The following is a 20,320-nucleotide window of genomic DNA, read 5'->3' on the forward strand; positions in this document are numbered from 1 at the left end:
GATGCTCAATCTGGACGGGTGGAACGCGATCGACGGGTGCTCAAGGCGCGGTACGGGGACGCGGAGCGGTTGGAATGGGACGCGCCCGTGCCGTACCGGCCCATGGGGCCGGTACCGATGGGGCAGTTCGTCACCAACACGATCGCGGTCTATCCGCGGGACGAGCCCGTGCCGCACTGGCATCTCGTCGGGTACGCGCTGACGGCGCCGTACGAGGAGCGCGGGTACGAGTTCACGTTGCGGGTGCCGCGGCGGGCGGGGGAGGAGGCCGCGCCGAACTGGGCGATGGGGCATCTGGAGAATCTGGCGTCGTACGTGGTGAAGAGCGGCAACGACTTCCGGCCGGGGCACTACATCGAGTTCCCGGACGGGCTCGATCCCGAGCGGCCGGACTCGGCCGTGCGGGCCGGGGCGCTGGTGCTCGACCCGGAGCTCGGGCGGGCGGAGACGGCGCTGGGGGACGTCGCGTTCCTGCAGTTCGTCGGCCTCACCACCGACGAGCTGCACGCGGCGCAGTCGTGGCACGTGCAGGGGCTCGTCGAGGCCATGGCGCCGCACCTGCCGCTGCTGGTCACCGACCTCGGACGGATGTCGCTGGCCGACGTGCCCGGGGTCGCGGCGGCGGTGCGCGAGGGCTCCGCGCGGGACGGGTCGGGGACCGGGTTCCTGTTCTTCCAGCGGCTGGCCGCCGACACCTCGCGCGGCGTCACGCTGGAGATCGGCGTCCAGCACGTCCCGCAGTTCACCAAGGTGCTGCCGGCCCGGGTGCCGCACGGGAACCCGCTGGTCCTGCGCGGTCCGGGGGAGCCCGTCGTGCTGCTCCCGGGCCCCGAGTTCGGCCACACCCGGGCGGAGGACGCGCTTGAGATCACGCTGCCGGACGAGGTGAGCCGCGCCGTCGCCGAGGCCGTCCGGCCGCAGCCCGGCACGTACCGGGTCGGGGCCCTCACCGTGAACGTGGTCGCTTAGCCGGGTTCGGTCGTCGTGTGGGGGAGGGCGACCATCGACATGACGTGTTGGGCGGGGCTGCCCGGTGGGGCGTAGAGGAGGAACGGGCGGCCCGGGGCGTCGGTGCGGGTCTCGGCCTCGAAGAGGACGGCGACGCCGGCGCTGGACAGGTGGGTGACGCCGGTCAGGTCGACGGTGAGAGGGGTGGTGCCGCCGCGGGTGCGCACCACGAGCTCCTCGCGCAGCTGCTCGGCGGTGGCGGAGTCGACCGGGCCGTCCAGCCGGATCCGCTGCGGCCCCGCCGTGGGCTGCTCCAGGATCAGCAGCAGTTCCGGCAGGTCGTCCGACGCGGACGGCGGCGCGACCTCCCCGGCGGTGAGCAGCCGTGCCGGGCGGGTCAGCCGGTGCCGGACGGTCGCCGTCGTCCCGCGCGGTCCGGTCTCGACGTGCAGGTCGTCGGCGAAGTCGCTCGCCATGGCCAGGCCTCGGCCGCGGTCCTCGGTGGGCTGCCACGGCTCGCGCCAGTGGCCGTCGTCGGCGACCTCGACCTCCACCATGCCGCGCCCGGTGCATTCGGCCCGCACCCGGACGGCGCCGGGCGTGCCGTTGTAGGCGTGCTCGACGGCGTTGGTGACCAGCTCGCCGACCGCGTGGCGCAGCAGGATCACGTCCTCGGCGCGGGTGCCGAGGTCGTACAGCCACTCGTCGAGCGCCTTGCGGGCGGCGGGGATCGCCTCCGACTCGGCCGGCAGGTCCAGCAGCAGCGGCGCCGGCGGGGCGGTCCGCTGCGCGGCCAGCAGCGCGATGTCGTCGTCATGCCCGGACGTCCTGACCAGCAGTTCCAGCGTCTGGGTCGTGAGGCGGTCGACGGCGGCGAGCCAGTCCTCGCGCAGCACCCGGCCGGCGGCGACGTCCGCGGCGACGCGCGCCAGTTCGGCGGTGCCGGCCACGACCTCCTCGCCCGACCGCCGCACGATTCCGTCGCTGTAGAGGAGGAGCTGGTCGCCGACGTCCAGGTGGTCCTCGGCGAGCGGGAAGCCGGCCCCGGAGCCGAGCGGCCCGCCGCCCGACGAGCGCAGGAACCGGGCGGGGCCCGCGGACGGGATCAGCAGCGGCGGCGGATGCCCCGCCGTGCAGTACGTCAGCCGCCCGTCGGCGGGGTCCAGGGCGGCGACGCACAGGGTCGCCGCCCGCGCGGCCGGAAGCCGCGACGCCAGCCGGTCGACGGCGGCGAGCGCCTCGCCGATGTCGCCGCTGTGGTCGAGCCGGTCCTCCAGGACGGAGCGGATCCGCCCCATCGCCGCCGACGCCTCGACGCCGCGCCCGGCCACGTCCCCGACGACGAGGGCCGTCCGGCCGTCCGGCAGGGGGACGGCGTCGAACCAGTCGCCGCCCGCGGCGGTCCCGCCGCCCGCGGGAAGGTAGCTGCCGCCGAGCTGGAGGCCCGGCAGGATCGGCAGGCCCGCCGGGAGCAGCTGCCGCTGGAGCACGCCGACGACGTCGACGGGCTCGCCCGGGTCCCGCTCCGCCTCGGCCGCCCGCCGCCGCGCCGCCTGCCGGTCCCGCACCCGCTCGGTGACGTCCTGCGCGAACGCCACGAGCCGGACCACCTCCCCGGTGGGGGACTTCTGCGGGACGATCGTGCAGTCGATGTAGACGTCCTCGTCGTCGCCGGTCGCGCGGGGCAGCTGGACGCGCCACTCCCGCGCCGTCACGGTCTCCCCCGTGCGGAACGGGCGGTCGAACAGCTCGAACAGCTGCTGGGCGACGAGCTCGGGGAACAGCTCGGAGGCGGAGCGGCCGAGGACCTCGTCCCGCGCCACCAGCGCGCGGTAGGCGGCGTTCACCGCCACCAGGCGGTAGTCGCCGGGATTCTCGACCGCGGCCACCGCGGCCGGGATCGCTTCGAACACCTCGCGGACGATCCGTGCATCGCCGGTGATCCTGTCCATGTCCTCGTCGCCTGGGGAGTCCTGCATCAACCCTCCGGATGGTCACCCTCCGTGCGTCCCTTTGTTTCCGACACATCCGGGTTAACACCTTGTGACGCACCGGGTGCGCAAGCAGCGGTACCCGCTTGCGCCGAGGAGATTCATCTCACACCGAGACCATTTCACGCCAGGCCCCGCAGGCTCTCCCGGGCGCCCCGGAAGCCGTCCGCGACCAGTGATGATCTTGTTCGCGGAACGGTTCCTTCCGGTTCCGCCGCGCCGCGCCCGGCCGGATCAAGATCGCTTGCGGGTCCGCCGCGCCCGGTGCGAACCTTGGTCCGTCCGCACGGCCGGTTCCGGTCACCTCGGCCGGACCAATGCCGCGCGGGCGTGCTGCTGGACTCACGAAAGGGGATCACGTGAAGTACCGCAAGCTCATCCCGGCCCTCGTCGGCACCGGCCTGGCCGCGGGCGTGCTCGTCACTCCCGCCGCTGCGTCGGCCCAGGCCCGCCCGGACGGGGGCGTGTCCGTCAACGCGACGCACCACAAGTCCGCCAAGTGCAAGTCCCCCAAGGGGAAGAAGATCAACATCTCCTGGGGCGACGGCAACGTCTCGACGACCGTCTACTACAACAACCACTGCTCCCAGAAGCGCGCGATCGAGCTGGAGTTCGTCCGCGAGAACGGCACGCGCTTCAACAAGTGCTTCGTGGCCCCCGCCAAGAAGAAGGGCCACAAGAAGATCGACAACGGCAACCCGAACAAGGTCAGCATCCTGTCCAAGGGTTCGTGCTGAGCCGGTCCGGCGGTAGCCAGAGGGGGAACCACATGTCCGCACGCAGCCTGCGCACCCGCGCCGCCGCCATCGCCGCGGCCTCGGCCGTCACCGCCGGCCTCGCCGTCGGGGTGGGCGCCGCTCCCGCGTCCGCCGACGTCCATCGCGGCGTCGCCGGGTGCTTCGCCTGGTCCTACGGCGACGGCAACAGCTCCGTGACGGTGTACTGGCACAACCGCTGCAAGACCAAGCACAAGCTCCAGATCAAGTACAGCCTGAGCTGGACGACCAAGACCTACAAGACGTCGGTCAAGGCCGACGGCAAGGGCCACAAGAAGTTCCAGACCGCGTCCATCGTGTCCATCCGGGACCTCGGCCGCGCCTGATCCGAACCAGGGAAAGAGCGCCCACCCGACACGGGTGGGCGCTCTTTCTCGTCGTGTGGGCCCTCCTGGTCGCACGCAGGCGGTCGGCGGAGAACCCGACGGAGCCGCCACCGTGACCGGGCCGGGGTCCTAGGCCGATCGGACGTGACCGACCGGGACCGCCGACCGACGCGCCGCGCCCGCCCGGCGGCCAGCATGGACGCATGACCGCAGCAGACCTCAACGCCAAGGCGACGGCGCGGCCGGCCACGGCGACGACCCCGGGGTGGGCCGCGCTGCTCGCCGCGTCGATCGGCCAGTTCCTCGTCGTCCTCGACATCTCCGTCGTCAACGTCGCCCTGCCGCACATCCGCGAGGGCCTCGGGCTCGGCGTCACCGGCCTGCAGTGGGTCGTCAACGCCTACATGCTGGCCTTCGCCGGGTTCCTCCTCCTCGGCGGGCGCGCCGCCGACCTCTACGGCCGCAAGCGCGTCTTCCTCGCCGGCCTCGGCCTGTTCACCCTCGCCAGCCTCGCCGGCGGGTTCGCGCAGGACGGCGCCATGCTGGTCACGGCCCGCGCGTTCCAGGGCCTCGGCGCGGCGGTCCTCGCGCCCGTCACGCTGTCGCTCGTCACCGCGACGTTCCCCGAGGGCCCCGCCCGGACTAAGGCGATCGCGACGTGGACGGCCGTCGGCACCGCGGGCGGCGCGACCGGCGGCCTCGTCGGCGGGCTGCTGACCGACTACCTGAGCTGGCGCTGGGTGCTGCTGATCAACGTCCCGGTCGGCGCGGTCCTCGCCGTGATCGCCGCCCGCTGGCTGCGCGCCGAGCGCGAGGCGGCCGGGCGCCGCCGCCTCGACCTGCCCGGCGCCGTCCTCGTCACCGCGGGCGTGGGGCTGCTCGCGTTCGGCATCGGCGAGATCGGCGACCACGGCTGGAGGGGCGTGCTCCCGCTCGGCGCGGGCGTCGTCCTGCTCGCCGCGTTCGTCGCGGTCGAGTCGCGGGCCCCCGAGCCGCTCGTCCAGCTGCGGCTGTTCCGGCTGCGCAGCGTCGCGGTCGGCAACCTCGCGACCCTCGTCGCGACGATGGCGGGCTTCGCGCTCTGGTACTTCCTGTCGCTCTACATGCAGAACGTCCTGCACTACAGCGCGGTCCGCACCGGCCTGTCGTTCCTCCCGCACACGGCGGGGATCATCCTCGGGTCGCGGCTCGCGCCGCCGCTGATGGCGCGGCTCGGCGTCCGGCGCCTCGCCGGCGTCGGCGGGCTCCTGGCCGCGGCCGGGTTCGCCTGGCAGAGCCTCGTGCTGGACGCCGATGGAACGTTCCTCACCGCGATCCTCGGACCGGGCGCGACCATGGCCTTCGGCTTCGGCCTCCTGATGACGCCGCTGGTGGAGGCCTCGACCAGCGGGGTGCCCTCCGCCGAGGCGGGCGCGGTCGCGGGCGTCGTCAACACCTCCCGCACGATCGGCGGCGCGATCGGGCTCACCGTCCTCGGCACCACCGCCGCGCACGCCGGGCCGGACCTCGTGGACGGCTACTCGGCCGCGTTCGTGGTCGCGGCCGCCATCACGGCGGTGGGCACCGCCATCGTCCCGTTCCTGCCGCGGCCCCGCGCCGAGGAGGAGGCCGAACAGCGCCGGCGGCCTCAGCCGGAGGCGGACGCCGTCGCGTGACGGACGGCGCCGACCGCGACGACCGCCCACACGGCGACGGCGGGCCACAGCAGGACCTCGCCGAGTGTCCCGAGCCAGGGGACGTCGCAGGTCTTCCCCGCCGCCATCGCGCTGACGGCCGTCATGCCGAGGGGGAACACGGTCGACCAGCGGCGCCCGTCATAGGACGTCCGGGGCCGCAGCACCTCGCAGATCACCAGCACCGCGTACCAGGCGAGCGCCCCCGCGAGGACCGCTAGCGTCGCCCAATCCAGCGGTGCCGGTGCGTCCGCGTCGGCCGTGGCCCTGGCGAGCGCGAGCGCGGAGATGGACAGGCTCCCGGCCACCACCCACTGGTCGCCCGCGCCGGCCGCCAGCTCGCCGAGGTCGAACCGGGCCAGCACCAGCGCGTAGAGCAGCAGGCCGAGAACGATCAGGAGGCCCGCGGGCCACAGCAGCCACCGCTCCGGTCGCCGCATCGCCGGCGTCGCGGCGAGCACCGCGACGGCCTGCGTCGCGACCGTCAGCATGAACGCGGCGCCGGGCACGCGCCGGCCGAGGCGCCGCAGGACGCGCGGCAGCAGCACCGCCCACAGCACGGCCGCGAGCCCGAGCAGGACCGCGGCCGCCACGGGACGGGAGATCGTCGCCGCGCCGTCGCCGAGGACGCCCGTCGCCGCCACGGCCGTCAGCGCGGCGGGCGTGGACGTCTCCTCCCGCAGGCGCGCCCCGCCGCCCGCGACGAGCCCGCCGAACACCACCACGAGGGCGACCCAAAGCAGGGCGGTGACCGCCAGCAGCACGCGCGCCGCCCACACGAGGCCCGCGAGGTGCAGCCCGACCGCCACGATCCCGGTCGCCATGACCTCGGCGCCCCATGGGTTCTCCGCCCGATGCTCGCCCACGGAACCACTATGGCCGCCGCACCGGGGGCGGGCCAGTCGGCGGACAAAGGCGCCGGAAAACAGAACGGGCGCACCGGAAGGCGCGCCCGTTTCTGTCGAAAGCGAGGAAAGCGAAAGGGCTGGTTATCATCTGAAAGTATGAGAAGGAAGCCCCTTCATGGCCTCGCACATCGACCTTAGCAGTCAGGCCGGGACAAGGTCACCCAGATTCTCCGGCGTGTAGACCATCGAGTCCTCGTGCAGGCCCTCCGGGCGTTCCAGGCCGATGAACGTGACCGGTCCGCCGGGCGCCGTGCCGTCCCAGAGGGTGGTCTTCTCGGCGCCGAGGAGGTCCATCAGGTAGCGGACGGTCAGGAAGCGGCGCTCCACGATCCCGCGCAGCAGCATCGAGGTCGTCACCCGGTTGTTCTCCACCCGGTTGAAGTTCGTCCCGCCCTTGAGGTGCAGGTGCAGCCACTTGGCGCTCCACCGGCCGTCGTCGCCGCGCAGGAACACCAGCGGGAGCGCGACCCGACCGGGCCCGCGCAGTTCCGACTTCATCCGGACGGTCCGCGCCTCGAACGGGCGGCCCTTCTGCTCCGCGTCGCGCAGCATGAACCCGAAGAACGACTCCTCGACGTCCTCGAAGCCCTCCCCGCAGTAGATGTTCACCTGCGGCACGATGAACCGCGCCTTGACCTTGGCCAGGGTCAGGTTGATGAACTCCGAGGCGCCTTCGGGGGCGTCGGTGATATCGCCGGAATGCTCTCCCGCCACGCTCGTGAGGTTGGTGTAGGACAGCCATTCCGGGTTGTCGTAGTCGTCATCGAGCATGAGCGCGGAAAGGTCGAAGTCCGTCCGCGTCTCGTGCTGCCTCCAGTAGACGAAGAACCGCAGCAGGGCGCCGTCGACGGGCGACATCGAGCCGCGCGGCAGGACGCCGAGGCCGTTCCCGGCGGCCTTCCCGCTGAGCGGCAGCGCGACGTCGAGCGCGTCCGGGGCGACGACGAGGTGCCCGACGGAGGGGAGCCGGCCGCGGATCTCCTCGTCCAGCAGCGCCGAGAGCCGCTCCACCGCGGCGGTGTCCAGAGGCGGGCGGGTGTCGGGCATGGCCACGCCGAGGCCGAGCCGGTTGGCGAACAGCCGCGTGCCCCCGGTCTCGGCGGCGCGGTTCAGCAGGTGCTCCCGCACCGACAGCAGCACCCGTCCCGACACGCGGCCGGCCACCGACTCGGCCGTCTTGAGCACCGCGTCCTGGGAGTCCGGCGCGAGGCGCAGCAGCCGGTCCAGGGACCGGAACAGCATCCCGGGCGCGCCCGCCGCCACGCGCGCGGCGCCCGCGAGGTCCCCGGACGCCAGGCGCGCCTCGAAGCGCGCCGCGAACGACGGCGCCTTCTTCTCGCCGCGCGCGACCGCGAACACGTCCGCCGCCCCCGCCCACTTCGGGTACTCGTGCGGGTGGAGCCGCTCGCCGAGCCGCTTCCACGGCTCGCGCCAGGCGGCGACGTCGCCGAGCTTGCCGGGGTCGTCGCGGACCACGCCGTCGAGCGCGGCGAGCAGCGCCCGGCGCGTGGGACGCGGCATCGACGCGAACCGCGTGGGCTCCTGGAGGGTCACGTCGCCGTCCGACAGCGCGCACGCCAGGCGCAGCACGTCGGTGACCGTGTCGACGAGCGGCTCGGCGCCGAGCGCCAGGCGGACCCGGTTGATGACGGCGCGGTTCTCCCGGACGGGGATCCGCTCCGGGTGCGGGCCGGAGGCGTGGTGCGCGGCGAGCTTCCCGAGCGTCTCGAGGTCCTCTTCCCCCAGCGGGGTGGTGCTCTCCGCAAGGCGCAGATAGAGCTCCGCGGCCTCCTCGTCGAGGCCGCGCCCGAGGTGCAGGACGGTCACCCGGTCGCTCGCGGCGGCGACCAGTTCGTCCTGCGCGGCCAGCATCTCCTCGTAGGTGTGCTGGTAGCGGCCGTAGCCCTTGAGCGTCAGCAGGTTGAGGACGCCGCCTCGCAGCGACTCGCGCGCCGCCGGTGCGAGGTCGGCGTCCTGCATCGTCTCGTGAAGGAGCCCGAGCCAGAAGTCCAGGGTGTCGGGCACGTTGCGGGGGAAGTCGCGGAAGTAGGAGTTGTGCCGGACGTGGTCGCCCGCCATGTCGCGGACGGTCGCGAGCGTCCGCACCGCGAGGCTCCGGACGGTCTGCTCCGAGAGCCCCGACAGCGCGCGCAGGACGTCCCCCGACAGCTTGAAGCCGGCCGACATCAGCGCGGCGTCGAACTGCCGCGCCACCGCCGCCCCTTCTCCGGACGGGCCGGAGGGCGCGGGAATGCGATGCGTGTTCCGGACGACCAATGCCTCAAGCCAGATGTTCACCGCGCCATGGTGACAGAGCACCATAAATTCCCGCACGTCATTAACTTCTTCGCGGTCAATTGACCGTTCGGATCAGGACGCGAGTGCGTGCTGCTCCATCCGCGTATCCGGTGCGGTCGAGCGGGCGAGGCGCCTTCCCAGCCTTTGCGCGGGCGCCTCGATCCAGCGCTGCGAGGCCCAGCTGACCGCGATCAGCACGAGCAGGAAGAACGCGAGGCCGGCCGGGTCCTCGCGTCCGGAGACGTCGAAGAACTGCGCCGCCACCATCAGCAGCAGCGGATGCAGGAGGTACACCGAGAAGCTGATGGTGCCGAGACCGGTCGCCCATGCGGGGAAGCGCCGGTGCCGCAGCCGCCAGGCCGCCGCGAACGTCGCGGCCGCCGCCAGTACCGCGCCGCACCAGACGAGCTGGGCGTTCCGGCCGTAGGGGGCCGCGTTCCACGTCCCGGCGGCGAGCGCGCCCGTCAGGACCGCGGCGCACGTCGCTCCGGCCGCGCGCCGCGTCATCTGGCCGTGCTCGGCGTGGTGCACGGCGGTGCCCGTGAACATGGCCGCCAGCATGAGCAGGCCCTCCCAGGCGCCGACGCGGCCGTTGACCGAGACCAGCGCGAGGGCGAGCAGCCCGCCGAGCAGCCCGCCCGCGATCCGCGGCGCGGGGCGCCGGGACGACGCCGCCGGGATCGCCACCGCCAGCGCTGCCACCGTCACCGCGACCACCGGGCCCGTGCCCGCGGTGCGCGACAGCAGGGCCGCGGGGGCGTACGCACCCGTCAGCAGCCCGGTCGCCGTCAGCGCGACCGCCACCAGCGCGACCACCGCGAGGACGACGGCGGCCGGCGCCGACCGGCGGCTCCCGCCGACCACGAACAGCGCGACGACCAGCAGGTAGAAGGCCATCTCGTAGGACAGCGTCCACAGCACGTTCATCGCGTTCGGGACGTTCAGGACGTCCTGCAGCATCGTCGCGTGCGCCAGGACGGCCGTCGCGGGGGAGTACTCCTCCAGGCCCGCCCTGAGCCCGAGCACGCCCAGCAGGAACGGCAGGACGGCGAGGAAGCACGTCACGGCCAGCAGGGGGTAGATGCGGAAGAAGCGGCCGACCCAGAATCCGCGCACGCTGCCGCGCCGCTCCAGCGAGGCGGGCACGATGTACCCGCTGACCAGGAAGAACACCAGCACGCCGAAGAGGCCGGGATCGAACCAGTCGGCGATCCGCACCCGGAGGTCGGGCAGGTACACGTAGCCGGCGTGGTGCAGCGCCACCGCCAGGGCCGCGGCCCCCCGCAGCGCATCGAGCCACCCAAGTCTGGACGATGCGGGGGAAACCCCCAAGGCGGGAAGCATTCCGACAGAGTAGTAGCTCTTACCTCATCTCTACCATCGAACTCAGGTCTTCCCTGAAACGCATATCTGCCGTGAAATGGACGAGAACGGTTTCCTGTGCGTCGCCCGAAAAGCGGCGGTTTGGAGGGCCAATGCCTGCGATCACGCACCGCTCGACCGGAGAACCCGCGATCAAGTCGCGTTTCCTTTCGCACGGCACGCTCAAGATCACTGATGTGGCGGCGACCCGGCGCTTCTACGAGGAGATCCTCGGCCTCGAGGTCGTCCAGCCGATGGTGGCGGTGCTCTACGCAAGGCTCGGCGGCGACCACACGTACGTGTGCGTGGAGTCCAAGCCCGACCGCCCCGACATGCCGCTGCTCTACCACAACGGGATCGACGTGGGCAGCGACGGCGAGGTGGACGACGCCTACCGCCGGATCGCGGAAGTGGCCGAGGAGTACGGGGTCAAGGAGCTCAACAAGCCCGTCCGCCAGCACGGGGTCTACTCCTTCTACCTCAAGGACCTCGACGGCAACTGGTGGGAGATCGGCCACCTGCCGCCCGGCGGCTACCGGTTCCGGTTCACCGACGCGCGCAACGACCTCACCGGCCGCACCGACCTCACCCCGCAGGAGGCGAAGGACGTCTTCCTGAACCCGGTCATCGAGGCCGACTGATCCCGCCGGGCCCCTGGCCCCCGGCGGTGGGTAGCCCCGGGGCGCCTGGGGACGATGGGGAACATGACGACCGATGAGAGCCGCACGACGCTGCCGCTGAGCCCGGACGAGCTGCTGACCACCACGCGCACCGTGCGCAGGCGCCTCGACCTCGACCGCCCCGTCCCCATGGAACTCGTCCGCGAGTGCCTGGAGATCGCCGTCCAGGCGCCGAGCGGCAGCAACCGGCAGGGCTGGCAGTGGATCGTCGTCACCGACCCCGCCACGCGCGCCGCGATCGGCGAGCACTACCGGCGCGCGTTCGAGGCCTACGCGCAGGCGGGCGGCGCCGGCGCCGCCCGCTACCAGGACGATCCGGAACGCGCCGAGGTCCAGCGCCGCGTAGGGGAGAGCGCCGCCTACCTGGCCGAGCGCATGGGAGACGTGCCGGTCCTGGTGATCCCGTGCCTGCACGTGCCCGGCGGGCGGCTGGCGGAGGGCAACCAGGCGGGCCTGTGGGGTTCGCTGCTGCCCGCCGTCTGGAACTACGCGCTCGCGGCCCGGGCCCGGGGGCTCGGCACCGCGTGGACGTCCCTTCACCTGATGTACGAGCTGGAGGTCGCCGAGCTGCTCGGCCTGCCCGAGGACGTCCGCCAGGGCGCGCTCATCCCCACCGCCTACTACACCGGCGACACCTTCCGTCCGGCCCCGCGGGTCCCGCTGGAGGAGATCCTCCACATCGACCGCTGGTGAGCACGGCCTGGCCGGGCACGCGCCCTGGCCATGCCCTTCGAGACCGCGCCCGGATCACCCCCTGACCGGACGCGGCTTGTCTTATTGGCGTAACGCCAATAAGCTGCGGTAAGGCTCCAGGTCCTTGCCGGGAGTCCCCGGCGGCCCCGTGTGACCCCCGTCTACGCGCCAGACGCACGCGGGACCGCCGGTCCCCCGCCCGTCGGGGAGGATGGCGCAGTCCCATGTCCGTCCTCGCGCGTCCTGATCCCGGGCATGGAACAGGGCCGGCGCCGCGAGCGGGGCGGCGACGCCGGCCCTGGGATCGGGGGCGGGTCCGGCTCAGGTCATCGAGCCGTTCATTTCAGGCCGTCGTCGAGGGCCTTGGTCAGGACGCCGGGGTCGCCGGACATCTCCCAGATCATGGCGCCGAGCAGGTTCCTGCTCCGCAGCCAGGCGGTCTTCTTCTGGATCGACCAGGCGTCGTCGAACGTCCACCACTGGCCGTTGTCGCCGGTGTAGCAGGACGTCGCCACCGCCTGCTCGTCGTGGACGATCCTGCAGTCGGGCACGCTGGCGAGCAGGTTGCTGTAGCCGCGCGTCCCCGCCTCCTCCTGGAACTGCCCTGGCGCCGCGCCCTTGGCGTCCTGCCATTCACCGCCCTTGCCGCCGTCGGTCACGTTCTGCCAGCCGCGCCCGTAGTAGGCGAGGCCGATCGTCAGCTTGCGCGGGTTGACCCCGGCGTCCAGATACGGTTTCACCGCGTTCTCGACGCTGAAGTGGAACGAGTACGGGTCGTCGGTGTCGGCGTAGAGGTTGCCCTGGTGGCCCGTGCGGTTGGGCTCCCAGGAGTTGTCGCTGCCCGCGCCGTGGAAGTCGTAGCCCTGGATGTTGAAGACGTCCATGGACTTGGCGACCTCCGCCAGTTCCCAGCCCGCCTCGATCTTCGCCGGGTCGGCCGGGGTGAACGCCGACAGCAGGTACCGCTTGCCGGTCGACCTGGTGAGCTCGTCGAGTTGGCGGCGGAACTCCGCGATCAGCAGCGTGTTGTTGTGCTTGTCGTCCGGACTGACGTGGTTGCCCGGGTGCCCCTCGGCGCCCGGCCACTCCCAGTCGAGGTCGATGCCGTCGAAGATCCCGGCGGCGGTGCCCGGCCCGCCCGCGCCGTTGTAGTCGGGCAGGTTGCCCTTTATGTACGTGTCGATGCAGGACGCGACGAACTTCTTCCGGGACGCGTCGGTCTTGGCGACGTCGGAGAAGTACTTCGAGTACGTCCAGCCGCCGATCGAGATGAGCACCTTCAGCTTCGGGTACTTGGCCTTGAGCTTCTTGAGCTGGTTGTAGTTGCCGCGCAGCTTCTCCCAGCCCGTGTCGGCCACGCCGTCCACCGACTGGGCGGCGCTGAACGGGCGCCCGTAGTCGGCCTCGGCGTCGCCCGCGCCGTCCCCCTGGCTCGGGTCCTGCGGGTCGGACGTGGTGCCCTTCGTGACGCCTTGCAGGCATGTCAGGTTGACCGGGTCGATGTTCGCGAACGCGTAGTTGATGTGGGTGAGGCGGGCGGCGTTGCCGGTGGTGTCGAGGTTCTTCACGAAGTACTGGCGGCCGTAGATGCCCCACTGCACGAAGTAGCCGACACGCGCGTACCCGTCGGAGACCACGTCGTCCGTCGTCGCCCTCACCGCCGCGCTCGCCGCCGACAGGTTGTCGTACAGGTCGCGCGCCCGGACGGCGAACGCGTACTCGGTGGAGGGCGACAGCCCTGCGACGGTGGCGGTCGTCTCGGTCACGGTCGTGGCGACCTTCCCGTCCACCAGCACGTCGTAGTTCGCGACGCCGGTGTTGTCGGACGAGGCCGTCCAGGCGAGCTTCACGCTGGCGGAGTCCTTGCCCGTGCTGTGCAGCCCCGACGGGACGGACGGCGCCTGCGTGTCGGCGGCCGGGTCGTTGGTCCTGACGGTGACGGGCGCGCTGGCGGGGGAGAGGTTCCCCTTCCGGTCGCGGGCCTTCACCGTGAACGTGAACTCGGTGTTCGGGGTGAGGCCGGTGACCGTCGCGCTCGTCTCGGGAACGGTCACCGCGAGCGCCGACCCGTTGTAGACCTCGTACGCGGTGACCGGCAGGCTGCCCGCCTTCGCCGCGTCCCAGGCCAGGGAGACGGTCTTGGTCGTCTTCACCGTGGACCGCAGACCGGCCGGGGCGCTCGGCGGCGTGTCCGGGGCGCCGTCGCAGTTGGCGTCGTTGACGCGGCAGCTCGTCGGCTCGGCGCCGGACCTGCTGACGGTGAACGTCGGGCTGTAGGGCTCGGTCGTCCGCCCGGCCCCGACCGTCGAGTTGTAGTAGACCGGGCTGAGCGTGACCGTGGTGCCGCTCTGGCTGACCGTCCCGTTGTCGGCGTTGCTCGCGGTCACGCCCGCGGGCAGGTCGAACACGACGGACCAGTTGCCGATCGACGCGCCGGTGTGGTTCGCCACGACGAACTTGGCCCGCGTCCCGCTGACCGTGTAGTCCGCGGTGATCCCGGTGGGCGCGGGCGCCGGCTCGCCCGTCCCGTCGCAGTTCGCGCCGTTGACCGTGCAGCTCGTCGGCTGGGCGGCGGAGCTGAGCGTGAACGCCGGGCTGTAGGGCTCGGTGCTCCCGCCCGCCTTCACCGTGTTGATGTAGAACGCCGGGGTCAGCGTCACCTTCGTGCCGTTCTGCGACAGCGCGGCGTTCTGCGGGTTGCTCGCCGTCACCCCGGCGGGCAGCTCGAAGACGAGCTTCCAGCCGCTGACGTCGGCCGTCCCCGGATTGCCGACCACGTACTTGCCGGTCGTGCCGGACAGGCTGAAGACCGCCGTGAGCCGGTCGGCCGCCCGCGCGGGCGCGACGGCCAAGGCCGCGACGACGACGAAGGCCGCGAGGACCGCGATTAATCTGCGCATGCCGAACACCTACTTCTGGGGGAGGTTCTTCGGGGTCGGGGAGCCGAGGAGCGCCAGCATCCGGTCGATCTGAGCCGAGCGGGACCTGTCGACGCGCTGCGCGAGCCGCCTCGTCCACGCGTCCTCGCCCTTGCCGGTCTCCAGCCGCGCCAGCTGGACGGCGTCGTCCTGGTGGGCTATCAGCAGGTTGAGGAACGCGCGCTCGAACCGGTCCGGCGGCGTCCGCGCCAGCGCCTTCAACTCGGCGTCGGTGGTCGCGGGCATCCCGCCGTGCAGGTCGTGCTCACGGGAGTGCGGGTCGGCGGTCGGCGGCCGGTGCCAGCCGCGCAGCCGTCCCGCCATGTCCCTGATCTCGGCGAGCTGCGTGGTCTCGATCGCGGCGGCCAGCGTCGCGACCTCGGGGCGGACGGGACGGCCGCGCGCCAGCCGGGCGAGCCGCACGCCCTGGCCCTGGTGCGGGACCATCATCTGCAGGAACATGACGTCGGTGGCGTTGAACCCGGTCCCGCCGCGCGCCTGCACGGGGACCGGCGACGGCGGACCGCCGCCGGCCCCGCACTGGACCGCGAGCAGGACGACGCACGCGGCGATCAGCGCCAGCGAGCCGGACGTCGTCAGGCCGCGCCTCATCGCGCCGGGCTCGTCAGACCGGCTGCCAGAGCGCGGCCGTGGCCGGCGGCTCCCAGCCCGCGATCGCCGTGTGCGCCTGGCGGCACTCGTAGGTGATGCCGTCATAGGTCACCCGGTCGCCCACCGCATAGGACGTCCCCGCCTTCCAGGTGCCGCTCGGCGTCCCGGTGGGGGTGGGAGTGGGTGTCGGGGTCGGAGTCTCGGTGGGCGTGGGCGTCGGGGTCGGGGTGGGCGTCGGCGTCGGGGTGGTGGTCCCGCCGAAGTCGACGTCGGAGCAGGTGTAGAACGCCTCCTGGCTGCCCACCACCCGCTGCCAGATCGAGTACAGGACGTGGCGGCCCGTCCGCGGCGGGATGTTCAGCGTCCAGTTGGTGTACTCGGACGGGTACTGGTGCGTGAAGCTCGCCAGCGGGACGAGGTCGCCCCAGCGCAGCGGCTGCGTCGGGTCCCAGCCCTCCCGGGTGATGTAGAACTCGAAGTTGCTGTCCCCGTGCGGCGCGGTCGCGCGGTAGGTGATCGTCTGCTGGCCGGACCGCATCGGCTTGGCGGGCCAGTCGGCGCGCTGGAGGTCCAGTCCCCGGTACTTGGCCCGGCCCGCGCTGCACAGCTGGCCGTCCGGGATGATCTCCCGGTGCCGCCCGCCCGCGTCCAGCAGCGACACCTCGTTCCAGTCGTAGAAGGCCTGCGTGCCGCTGGCCGCGACGGCCGCCTTGCAGGCGTCCGACGTCGGGTTCTCCGGCCCCTCCTGGCTGCACACGTACACGCGGCTGGGCGGGTCGGACATCGTGCCGTGCGCGCTCGCGGCGGTCGCCGTGCCGAGCACGACCAGCGCGGACGCGGCCGGCGCGGCGGCCGCCACCGCGGCGGCCTTCCTACGGGTGGATGGCATGGGTTTCCTTCCGGTGGGGTGGGGTGCTGCGAGAGGCCGTTCAGGACGGCCGGTCAGGGGAGGCCGTTCAGGAAGGGCTCGTGGCTGTTCATGAACTCCCAGCCGTAGTAGCGGTCCCAGTTGACCGACCAGGTCATCAGCCCGCGCAGGTCGGGGGACGTCCCGCCGCGCAGCGTGTACGAGCCGCAGCCCTGCCCCTTGGCCAGGCAGTTCACGGCCTGCTGCACCTGGGCGGGCGGCGTGTACCCGTTGCCGGCGCTGACCGCCGCGGGCAGGCCGATGCCGATCTGGTCGGGACGCAGGCCGGGGAACGTGCGACCGGTGTTCGCGACCGGGAACCCGGCCTTCACCATGTCGGTCATCGCGATGTGGAAGTCGGCGCCGCCCATGGTGTGGTACTGGCCGTCCAGGCCCATCACCGGGCCGGAGTTGTAGTCCTGGACGTGCAGGACGGTCAGGTCGTCCCGCATCGCGTCGATCACCGGCAGGTAGGCGCCCGTCCGGTTGTCGCCGCCGCCCGCGCCGCCGTAGAACTGGTGCCCGACCTGCACGAAGAACGTCTCCGGCGCCATCGTCAGGACGAACCTCGACCCGTATCTCGCCTTCAGCGACTTCAGCGCCGAGATCAGGTTGACGATGACCGGGGTGGTCGGGTTGCGGAAGTCGGTGTCGCCCGCGTCCAGGTAGAGCGAGTGGCCCTCGAAGTCGACGTCCAGGCCGTCCAGCCCGTACCTGTCGATGACGGCCGACACCGACCGGACGAACGCGTCCCGCGCGGCCGCCGTCGTGAGCTGCACCTGGCCGTTCTGGCCGCCGATCGAGATCAGCACCTTCTTGCCCTGCGCCTGCTTCGCGCGGATCGCGGCGATGAACTCCTCGTCGCTTTCCACGTTCGGGCACTCGCTCGCCGGGCACCGCGTGAACCGGATGTCGCCGGAGGTCGGGGACGTCGGCTCGCCGAACGCGAGGTCGATGATGTCCCACGCGTCGGGGACGTCCGCCATCCGCACGTAGCCGGAGCCGTTGGCGAAGCTCGCGTGCACGTAACCGATGAGCGCGTGCTTCGGGAGCCCGGTGTCGGTGCAGCCGCCGGTACGCGCGCTGACGGCCTCGGACTTCGCCGACTCGCCGACGTCGTTGTAGGCGGCGACCGTGAAGGTGTGCGAGCTGCACGCCGCCAGACCCGAGACCGTGGTGCTCGTTCCGGTCACCGTGGCCTTGGCCGTGGCGCCCTCGTAGACGCGGTAGCCGGTGACCGTGCCCGACGACGCACCCCATTGCAGGGCGATCGAGTCGTCGGTGACGGCGCCGGCCTTCGGTGCCGCGGGCACGCCTGGCACGCCGGGCTGCGGTTCGCCGCCGGGGCCGTCCAGGGCGACGTCGTCGGCGTAGTAGGCGCCGTTGCCGTACCAGCCGTGCAGGTAGACCTGGACGGACGTCTGGTCTGCCCCGGTCGTGAACGCCACCGACAGCTTGGTGAAGTCGGCGGCGGACGGCATCCAGGTGGACGCCCCGCCGGTCACGCCGAGGTACACGTAGCTGCCGCGCACCCAGGCCGACAGCGTGTACGCGGTGTTCGCCTTCACGCTCACGGTCTGCGTGCACTGGCCGGTGCTCCCGGCCGTCACGCCTCCCGCGAGCGCGTGGCCGCCCGTCCGCACCGGGCTGGTCACGACCGATCCGCCGTCGCACGACCACGGGGTGAGCGAACCGCTCTCGAACCCGGCGTTGGCCAGGACGTTGTCCGCGTGCGCCGGGGTGGTGACCCCGACCAGCAGTCCGGCGAGGAGGGCCGCGAGGACCCAGATCTTCTTCATCTCAGGCTCCCTACGGCAGGGTGTCCAGGTGCGGGCCCACGGTCCCGGCGAAGCCGCCGCCGTTGGTGACGTCCCAGTTGATGGACCACGTCATCGCCCCGCGGATGTCGGGGTAGGTGCGGGACGGCTTGAACGTGCCGCAACCGGTGCCCTTGGCAAGGCAGTCGAGCGCGTTGTTGACGACCGACGGCGCCACGACGCCGCCGCCCGCCGCGCCCGGCCCGGCCGGAAGTCCGAGCGAGACCTGGTCGGGGCGCAGCCCGTTCTCCAGCTGGATGCAGGCCAGCGCGGTGATGAAGTCGACCGTTCCCTGCCCGTACACCTTCTGGTCGCAGCCGAGCATCGCGCCCGAGTTGTAGTACTGCATGTGGACGACGGTGAGGATGTCCTTGATCTTCAGCGCGAGCTGGAAGTACGACCCGCCGGTCGACTGCATGTCGATCGTCTGCGGCGCCATCGTGATGATCAGGTCGGCGCCGGCCTTGGCGCGCAGCGCCCGCAGGGCCTGCTCCATGTAGGTCGGGTCGAGGCCGTTCTCCAGATCGATGTCGACCCCGTCGAACCCATACCGCGTCATGAGCCCGGCGACCGAGTCGGCGAAGAGCTGCGCCGAGGCGCCGTCGGCGACCCGGATCGCGCCCTTCTCGCCGCCCACCGACAGGATGACCTTCCTGCCCTTGGAGTGCAGGCCGGCGATGTCGGCCCTGAGCTGCGCGTCGGTGTACCCGCCGAGGGCGGTGGACAGTTCGGGGTCGACCCGGAACGAGACCTCGCCGGACCGGGCGGTGGCCTCGCCGAACGACACGGCGACCAGGTCGTACTGGTCGGGGACCTGGGAGAGCCTGAGCTCCTGCGCCGGGTTGACGAAGTTGTGCCAGTAGCCGGTCAGGAAGTGCTTGGGCAGCGGGCCGGTCGCGCATCCGCTGGTCGTCCCGGTGACGGCCGCGCTGGCGGGCGACTCGCCCTTGTCGTCGTAGGCCTTGACCGTGTAGCCGTGCGTGGAGCACGCGGCGAGGCCGCCGATCACGGCGGTGGTGCCGCTGACGGTCGCCTTCAGGTCGGAGCCCTCGTAGACGCGGTACCCGGCGGGCGTCCCGCTGCCGGCCTGCCAGGCCAGCGTCAGCGAGGTGTCGGTCCGCGCGGTGACGGCGGGCGTGCCGGGGGCGCCGAGCCAGCCCGGGGGATCGGTCGTCCCGCCGCCCTCGCAGGGCTTCCCGTTGAACGTGCAGTTCTGCGGGCTTCCGGGACCGTTCCCCAGGAACCCGAACGTCACCGACCCGCCGGGCGGGACGACGGCGTTGTAGTCGCGGTTCTGGAACGTGCTGTGCCGGCCGTCCTTGGTGAGGAGCGCGTCCCAGTAGGACCCGACGGACGTCCCCGAGGGCAGGTCGAACTCGACCCGCCATCCGTTGATCGCCGTGTCGGTGCCGTTGGTGAGCGTGAAACGTCCCTCCCACCCGGAGCCCCAGTCGGAGGGCTTGCTGAAGGTGGCGGTGGCGGCGCCCGGAGCGGCGGCGCGGGCGCCGGGCGCGATGGTGAGGACGAGGAGCAGGGCGGCGAGGGCGCTGAGAGCAGAGCGGGGGCGCAAGGGCTCACTCCATCGGTGCGGAAAGGCTGGCGGATTCCCCCGAACCCCGAGATCGTTCACATATTGGATAGGAAGGTTTCCTATCTATTTAGGGTCAAGGTAGCCAGTGCCCGCGACGCGGGCAAGACCCTTGCGGGAGTGCTGGACCGTGGCGGGGGGACCACCCCAGCTCGCGTACCGAACCAGCTCCGGCGATCTTCGAAATCGGCAACTCTCGCCGGAACGGGCGGCGATCGACGGCGAACATCGCCAGGTGGCCGGCCGCCGCCGCCGATCTACGCTCGGGAATCCGTCCTCCTGGCAGGGGTAAAGAATCGATACACCCCTGAACATGGTTCATTCAATATCTTGACTGATTCCAGATAACGGGGCAGGCTGGGGGCGTGGCCAGCTCCTTGGACTTCCACCAGATGCTGCGTGCGGCCGCCCTGCGCGCGACCCGCCCGCGGCTGGCGGTGCTGAGCGCCGTCCACGCGCACCCGCACACCGACACCGAGTCGGTCATCGGCGCCGTGCGCGAGGAGCTTCCGAAGGTGTCCCACCAGGCCGTCTACGACTCGCTGCGCGCGCTGACGGCGGCGGGCCTGCTGCGGCGCATCCAGCCGTCCGGTTCCGTGGCCCGCTACGAGTCGCGGATCGGAGACAACCACCACCACGTCGTGTGCCGCTCGTGCGGAGCCATCGCCGACGTCGACTGCGCCGTGGGGGAGGCCCCCTGCCTGACGGCGTCCGACGACCGCGGCTACCTGATCGACGAGGCCGAGGTCGTCTACTGGGGCCTGTGCCCCGACTGCTCGACCGCCGAGAGTTCCTGATTCACCCACGGTCGCCCTGGAAGGAA

The 20,320-nt window shown here is 72.2% G+C and carries 16 protein-coding genes; 7 read left to right on the plus strand and 9 right to left on the minus strand.

All coding sequences use genetic code 11. The annotated features are described in order from the left end of the window. Positions 1 to 18 precede the first annotated feature (18 nt). Positions 19 to 969, plus strand: a complete 951-nt coding sequence (locus ABWI07_RS09775; RefSeq protein ID WP_353818278.1) for a suppressor of fused domain protein — start codon at positions 19 to 21, stop codon at positions 967 to 969. Here the strand turns inward: ABWI07_RS09775 and ABWI07_RS09780 are convergent. Continuing rightward, a complete protein-coding gene (locus ABWI07_RS09780; protein ID WP_353818279.1) occupies positions 966 to 2,927 on the minus strand; it encodes a SpoIIE family protein phosphatase in 1,962 nt (653 codons plus the stop codon). The two genes, ABWI07_RS09775 and ABWI07_RS09780, sit on opposite strands and share 4 nt — an antisense overlap. Positions 2,928 to 3,298: 371 nt before the next feature. Between ABWI07_RS09780 and ABWI07_RS09785 the strand changes: the two genes are divergently transcribed. The 3 genes from ABWI07_RS09785 (at position 3,299) to ABWI07_RS09795 (ending at position 5,696) form a co-directional block, all read left to right on the plus strand. Further along, positions 3,299 to 3,676, plus strand: coding sequence for a hypothetical protein (locus ABWI07_RS09785; RefSeq protein WP_149261319.1), 378 nt, complete (start codon positions 3,299 to 3,301; stop codon positions 3,674 to 3,676). 32 nt (positions 3,677 to 3,708) lie between these two features. Then, positions 3,709 to 4,041 (plus strand): hypothetical protein, encoded by a 333-nt coding sequence (locus tag ABWI07_RS09790; RefSeq protein ID WP_149261320.1) that lies wholly within the window; start codon positions 3,709 to 3,711, stop codon positions 4,039 to 4,041. A gap of 203 nt (positions 4,042 to 4,244) precedes the next feature. Next, complete coding sequence (locus tag ABWI07_RS09795) at positions 4,245 to 5,696, plus strand: DHA2 family efflux MFS transporter permease subunit (protein ID WP_353818280.1); 1,452 nt, start codon at positions 4,245 to 4,247, stop codon at positions 5,694 to 5,696. On the opposite strand, the gene ABWI07_RS09800 is transcribed toward ABWI07_RS09795, so the two are convergent. The 3 genes from ABWI07_RS09800 to ABWI07_RS09810 form a co-directional block, all read right to left on the minus strand. Next, complete coding sequence (locus tag ABWI07_RS09800; RefSeq protein ID WP_353818281.1) at positions 5,669 to 6,580, minus strand: SLAC1 family transporter; 912 nt, start codon at positions 6,578 to 6,580, stop codon at positions 5,669 to 5,671. The genes ABWI07_RS09795 and ABWI07_RS09800 overlap by 28 nt on opposite strands. 183 nt (positions 6,581 to 6,763) lie before the next feature. Continuing rightward, a complete protein-coding gene (locus tag ABWI07_RS09805) occupies positions 6,764 to 8,920 on the minus strand; it encodes a TerD family protein (RefSeq protein ID WP_353818282.1) in 2,157 nt (718 codons plus the stop codon). A 72-nt stretch (positions 8,921 to 8,992) separates the two neighbouring features. Then, entirely contained in the window at positions 8,993 to 10,264 is a 1,272-nt protein-coding gene (locus ABWI07_RS09810) for an acyltransferase family protein (protein WP_353818283.1), read from the minus strand. Between the two features lie 131 nt (positions 10,265 to 10,395). On the opposite strand from ABWI07_RS09810, the gene ABWI07_RS09815 reads away from it, so the two are divergent. Together ABWI07_RS09815 and ABWI07_RS09820 are read left to right on the plus strand one after the other, a co-directional pair. Then, positions 10,396 to 10,923, plus strand: coding sequence for a VOC family protein (locus tag ABWI07_RS09815; RefSeq protein WP_160161015.1), 528 nt, complete (start codon positions 10,396 to 10,398; stop codon positions 10,921 to 10,923). Between the two features lie 63 nt (positions 10,924 to 10,986). Beyond that, positions 10,987 to 11,655: a nitroreductase family protein gene (locus ABWI07_RS09820; protein WP_353818284.1), complete on the plus strand. Its 669-nt coding sequence runs from the start codon at positions 10,987 to 10,989 to the stop codon at positions 11,653 to 11,655. Between the two features lie 338 nt (positions 11,656 to 11,993). On the opposite strand, the gene ABWI07_RS09825 is transcribed toward ABWI07_RS09820, so the two are convergent. From ABWI07_RS09825 to ABWI07_RS09845, 5 genes are read right to left on the minus strand one after another with little or no spacing between them, the layout of a single operon-like run. Then, complete coding sequence (locus ABWI07_RS09825) at positions 11,994 to 14,555, minus strand: glycosyl hydrolase family 18 protein (protein WP_353818285.1); 2,562 nt, start codon at positions 14,553 to 14,555, stop codon at positions 11,994 to 11,996. Positions 14,556 to 14,564: 9 nt separating this feature from the next. After that, on the minus strand, positions 14,565 to 15,185 hold the full coding sequence (locus ABWI07_RS09830) for a DUF305 domain-containing protein (RefSeq protein ID WP_149261327.1): 621 nt from the start codon (positions 15,183 to 15,185) through the stop codon (positions 14,565 to 14,567). Positions 15,186 to 15,198: 13 nt separating this feature from the next. Continuing rightward, positions 15,199 to 16,074: a lytic polysaccharide monooxygenase gene (locus ABWI07_RS09835; RefSeq protein ID WP_353818286.1), complete on the minus strand. Its 876-nt coding sequence runs from the start codon at positions 16,072 to 16,074 to the stop codon at positions 15,199 to 15,201. Positions 16,075 to 16,127: 53 nt separating this feature from the next. Continuing rightward, positions 16,128 to 17,891 carry a chitinase gene (locus ABWI07_RS09840; RefSeq protein ID WP_353818287.1) on the minus strand — a complete coding sequence of 588 codons (1,764 nt, stop codon included), beginning with the start codon at positions 17,889 to 17,891 and terminating at the stop codon, positions 16,128 to 16,130. A gap of 10 nt (positions 17,892 to 17,901) precedes the next feature. After that, complete coding sequence (locus ABWI07_RS09845; RefSeq protein ID WP_149261330.1) at positions 17,902 to 19,479, minus strand: chitinase; 1,578 nt, start codon at positions 19,477 to 19,479, stop codon at positions 17,902 to 17,904. Between the two features lie 410 nt (positions 19,480 to 19,889). Here ABWI07_RS09845 and ABWI07_RS09850 point away from each other — a divergent pair, with 410 nt between their 5' ends. Next, a complete protein-coding gene (locus ABWI07_RS09850; RefSeq protein WP_200842112.1) occupies positions 19,890 to 20,294 on the plus strand; it encodes a Fur family transcriptional regulator in 405 nt (134 codons plus the stop codon). The last annotated feature ends 26 nt before the right edge of the window (positions 20,295 to 20,320 follow it).

Source organism: Actinomadura sp. NPDC000600, from assembly GCF_040492135.1.
In the GTDB taxonomy this organism is placed as follows: Bacteria; Actinomycetota; Actinomycetes; order Streptosporangiales; family Streptosporangiaceae; genus Spirillospora.

What these genes read in the sequence shown, in the direction of transcription:
- ABWI07_RS09780 (WP_353818279.1), bottom strand. Translation starts at nt 2,927, where the DNA reads ATGCAGGACTCCCCAGGCGACGAGGACATGGACAGGATCACCGGCGAT.
- ABWI07_RS09790 (WP_149261320.1), top strand. Translation starts at nt 3,709, where the DNA reads ATGTCCGCACGCAGCCTGCGCACCCGCGCCGCCGCCATCGCCGCGGCC.
- ABWI07_RS09795 (WP_353818280.1), top strand. Translation starts at nt 4,245, where the DNA reads ATGACCGCAGCAGACCTCAACGCCAAGGCGACGGCGCGGCCGGCCACG.
- ABWI07_RS09810 (WP_353818283.1), bottom strand. Translation starts at nt 10,264, where the DNA reads ATGCTTCCCGCCTTGGGGGTTTCCCCCGCATCGTCCAGACTTGGGTGG.
- ABWI07_RS09815 (WP_160161015.1), top strand. Translation starts at nt 10,396, where the DNA reads ATGCCTGCGATCACGCACCGCTCGACCGGAGAACCCGCGATCAAGTCG.
- ABWI07_RS09820 (WP_353818284.1), top strand. Translation starts at nt 10,987, where the DNA reads ATGACGACCGATGAGAGCCGCACGACGCTGCCGCTGAGCCCGGACGAG.
- ABWI07_RS09825 (WP_353818285.1), bottom strand. Translation starts at nt 14,555, where the DNA reads ATGCGCAGATTAATCGCGGTCCTCGCGGCCTTCGTCGTCGTCGCGGCC.
- ABWI07_RS09830 (WP_149261327.1), bottom strand. Translation starts at nt 15,185, where the DNA reads ATGAGGCGCGGCCTGACGACGTCCGGCTCGCTGGCGCTGATCGCCGCG.
- ABWI07_RS09835 (WP_353818286.1), bottom strand. Translation starts at nt 16,074, where the DNA reads ATGCCATCCACCCGTAGGAAGGCCGCCGCGGTGGCGGCCGCCGCGCCG.
- ABWI07_RS09840 (WP_353818287.1), bottom strand. Translation starts at nt 17,891, where the DNA reads ATGAAGAAGATCTGGGTCCTCGCGGCCCTCCTCGCCGGACTGCTGGTC.
- ABWI07_RS09850 (WP_200842112.1), top strand. Translation starts at nt 19,890, where the DNA reads ATGCTGCGTGCGGCCGCCCTGCGCGCGACCCGCCCGCGGCTGGCGGTG.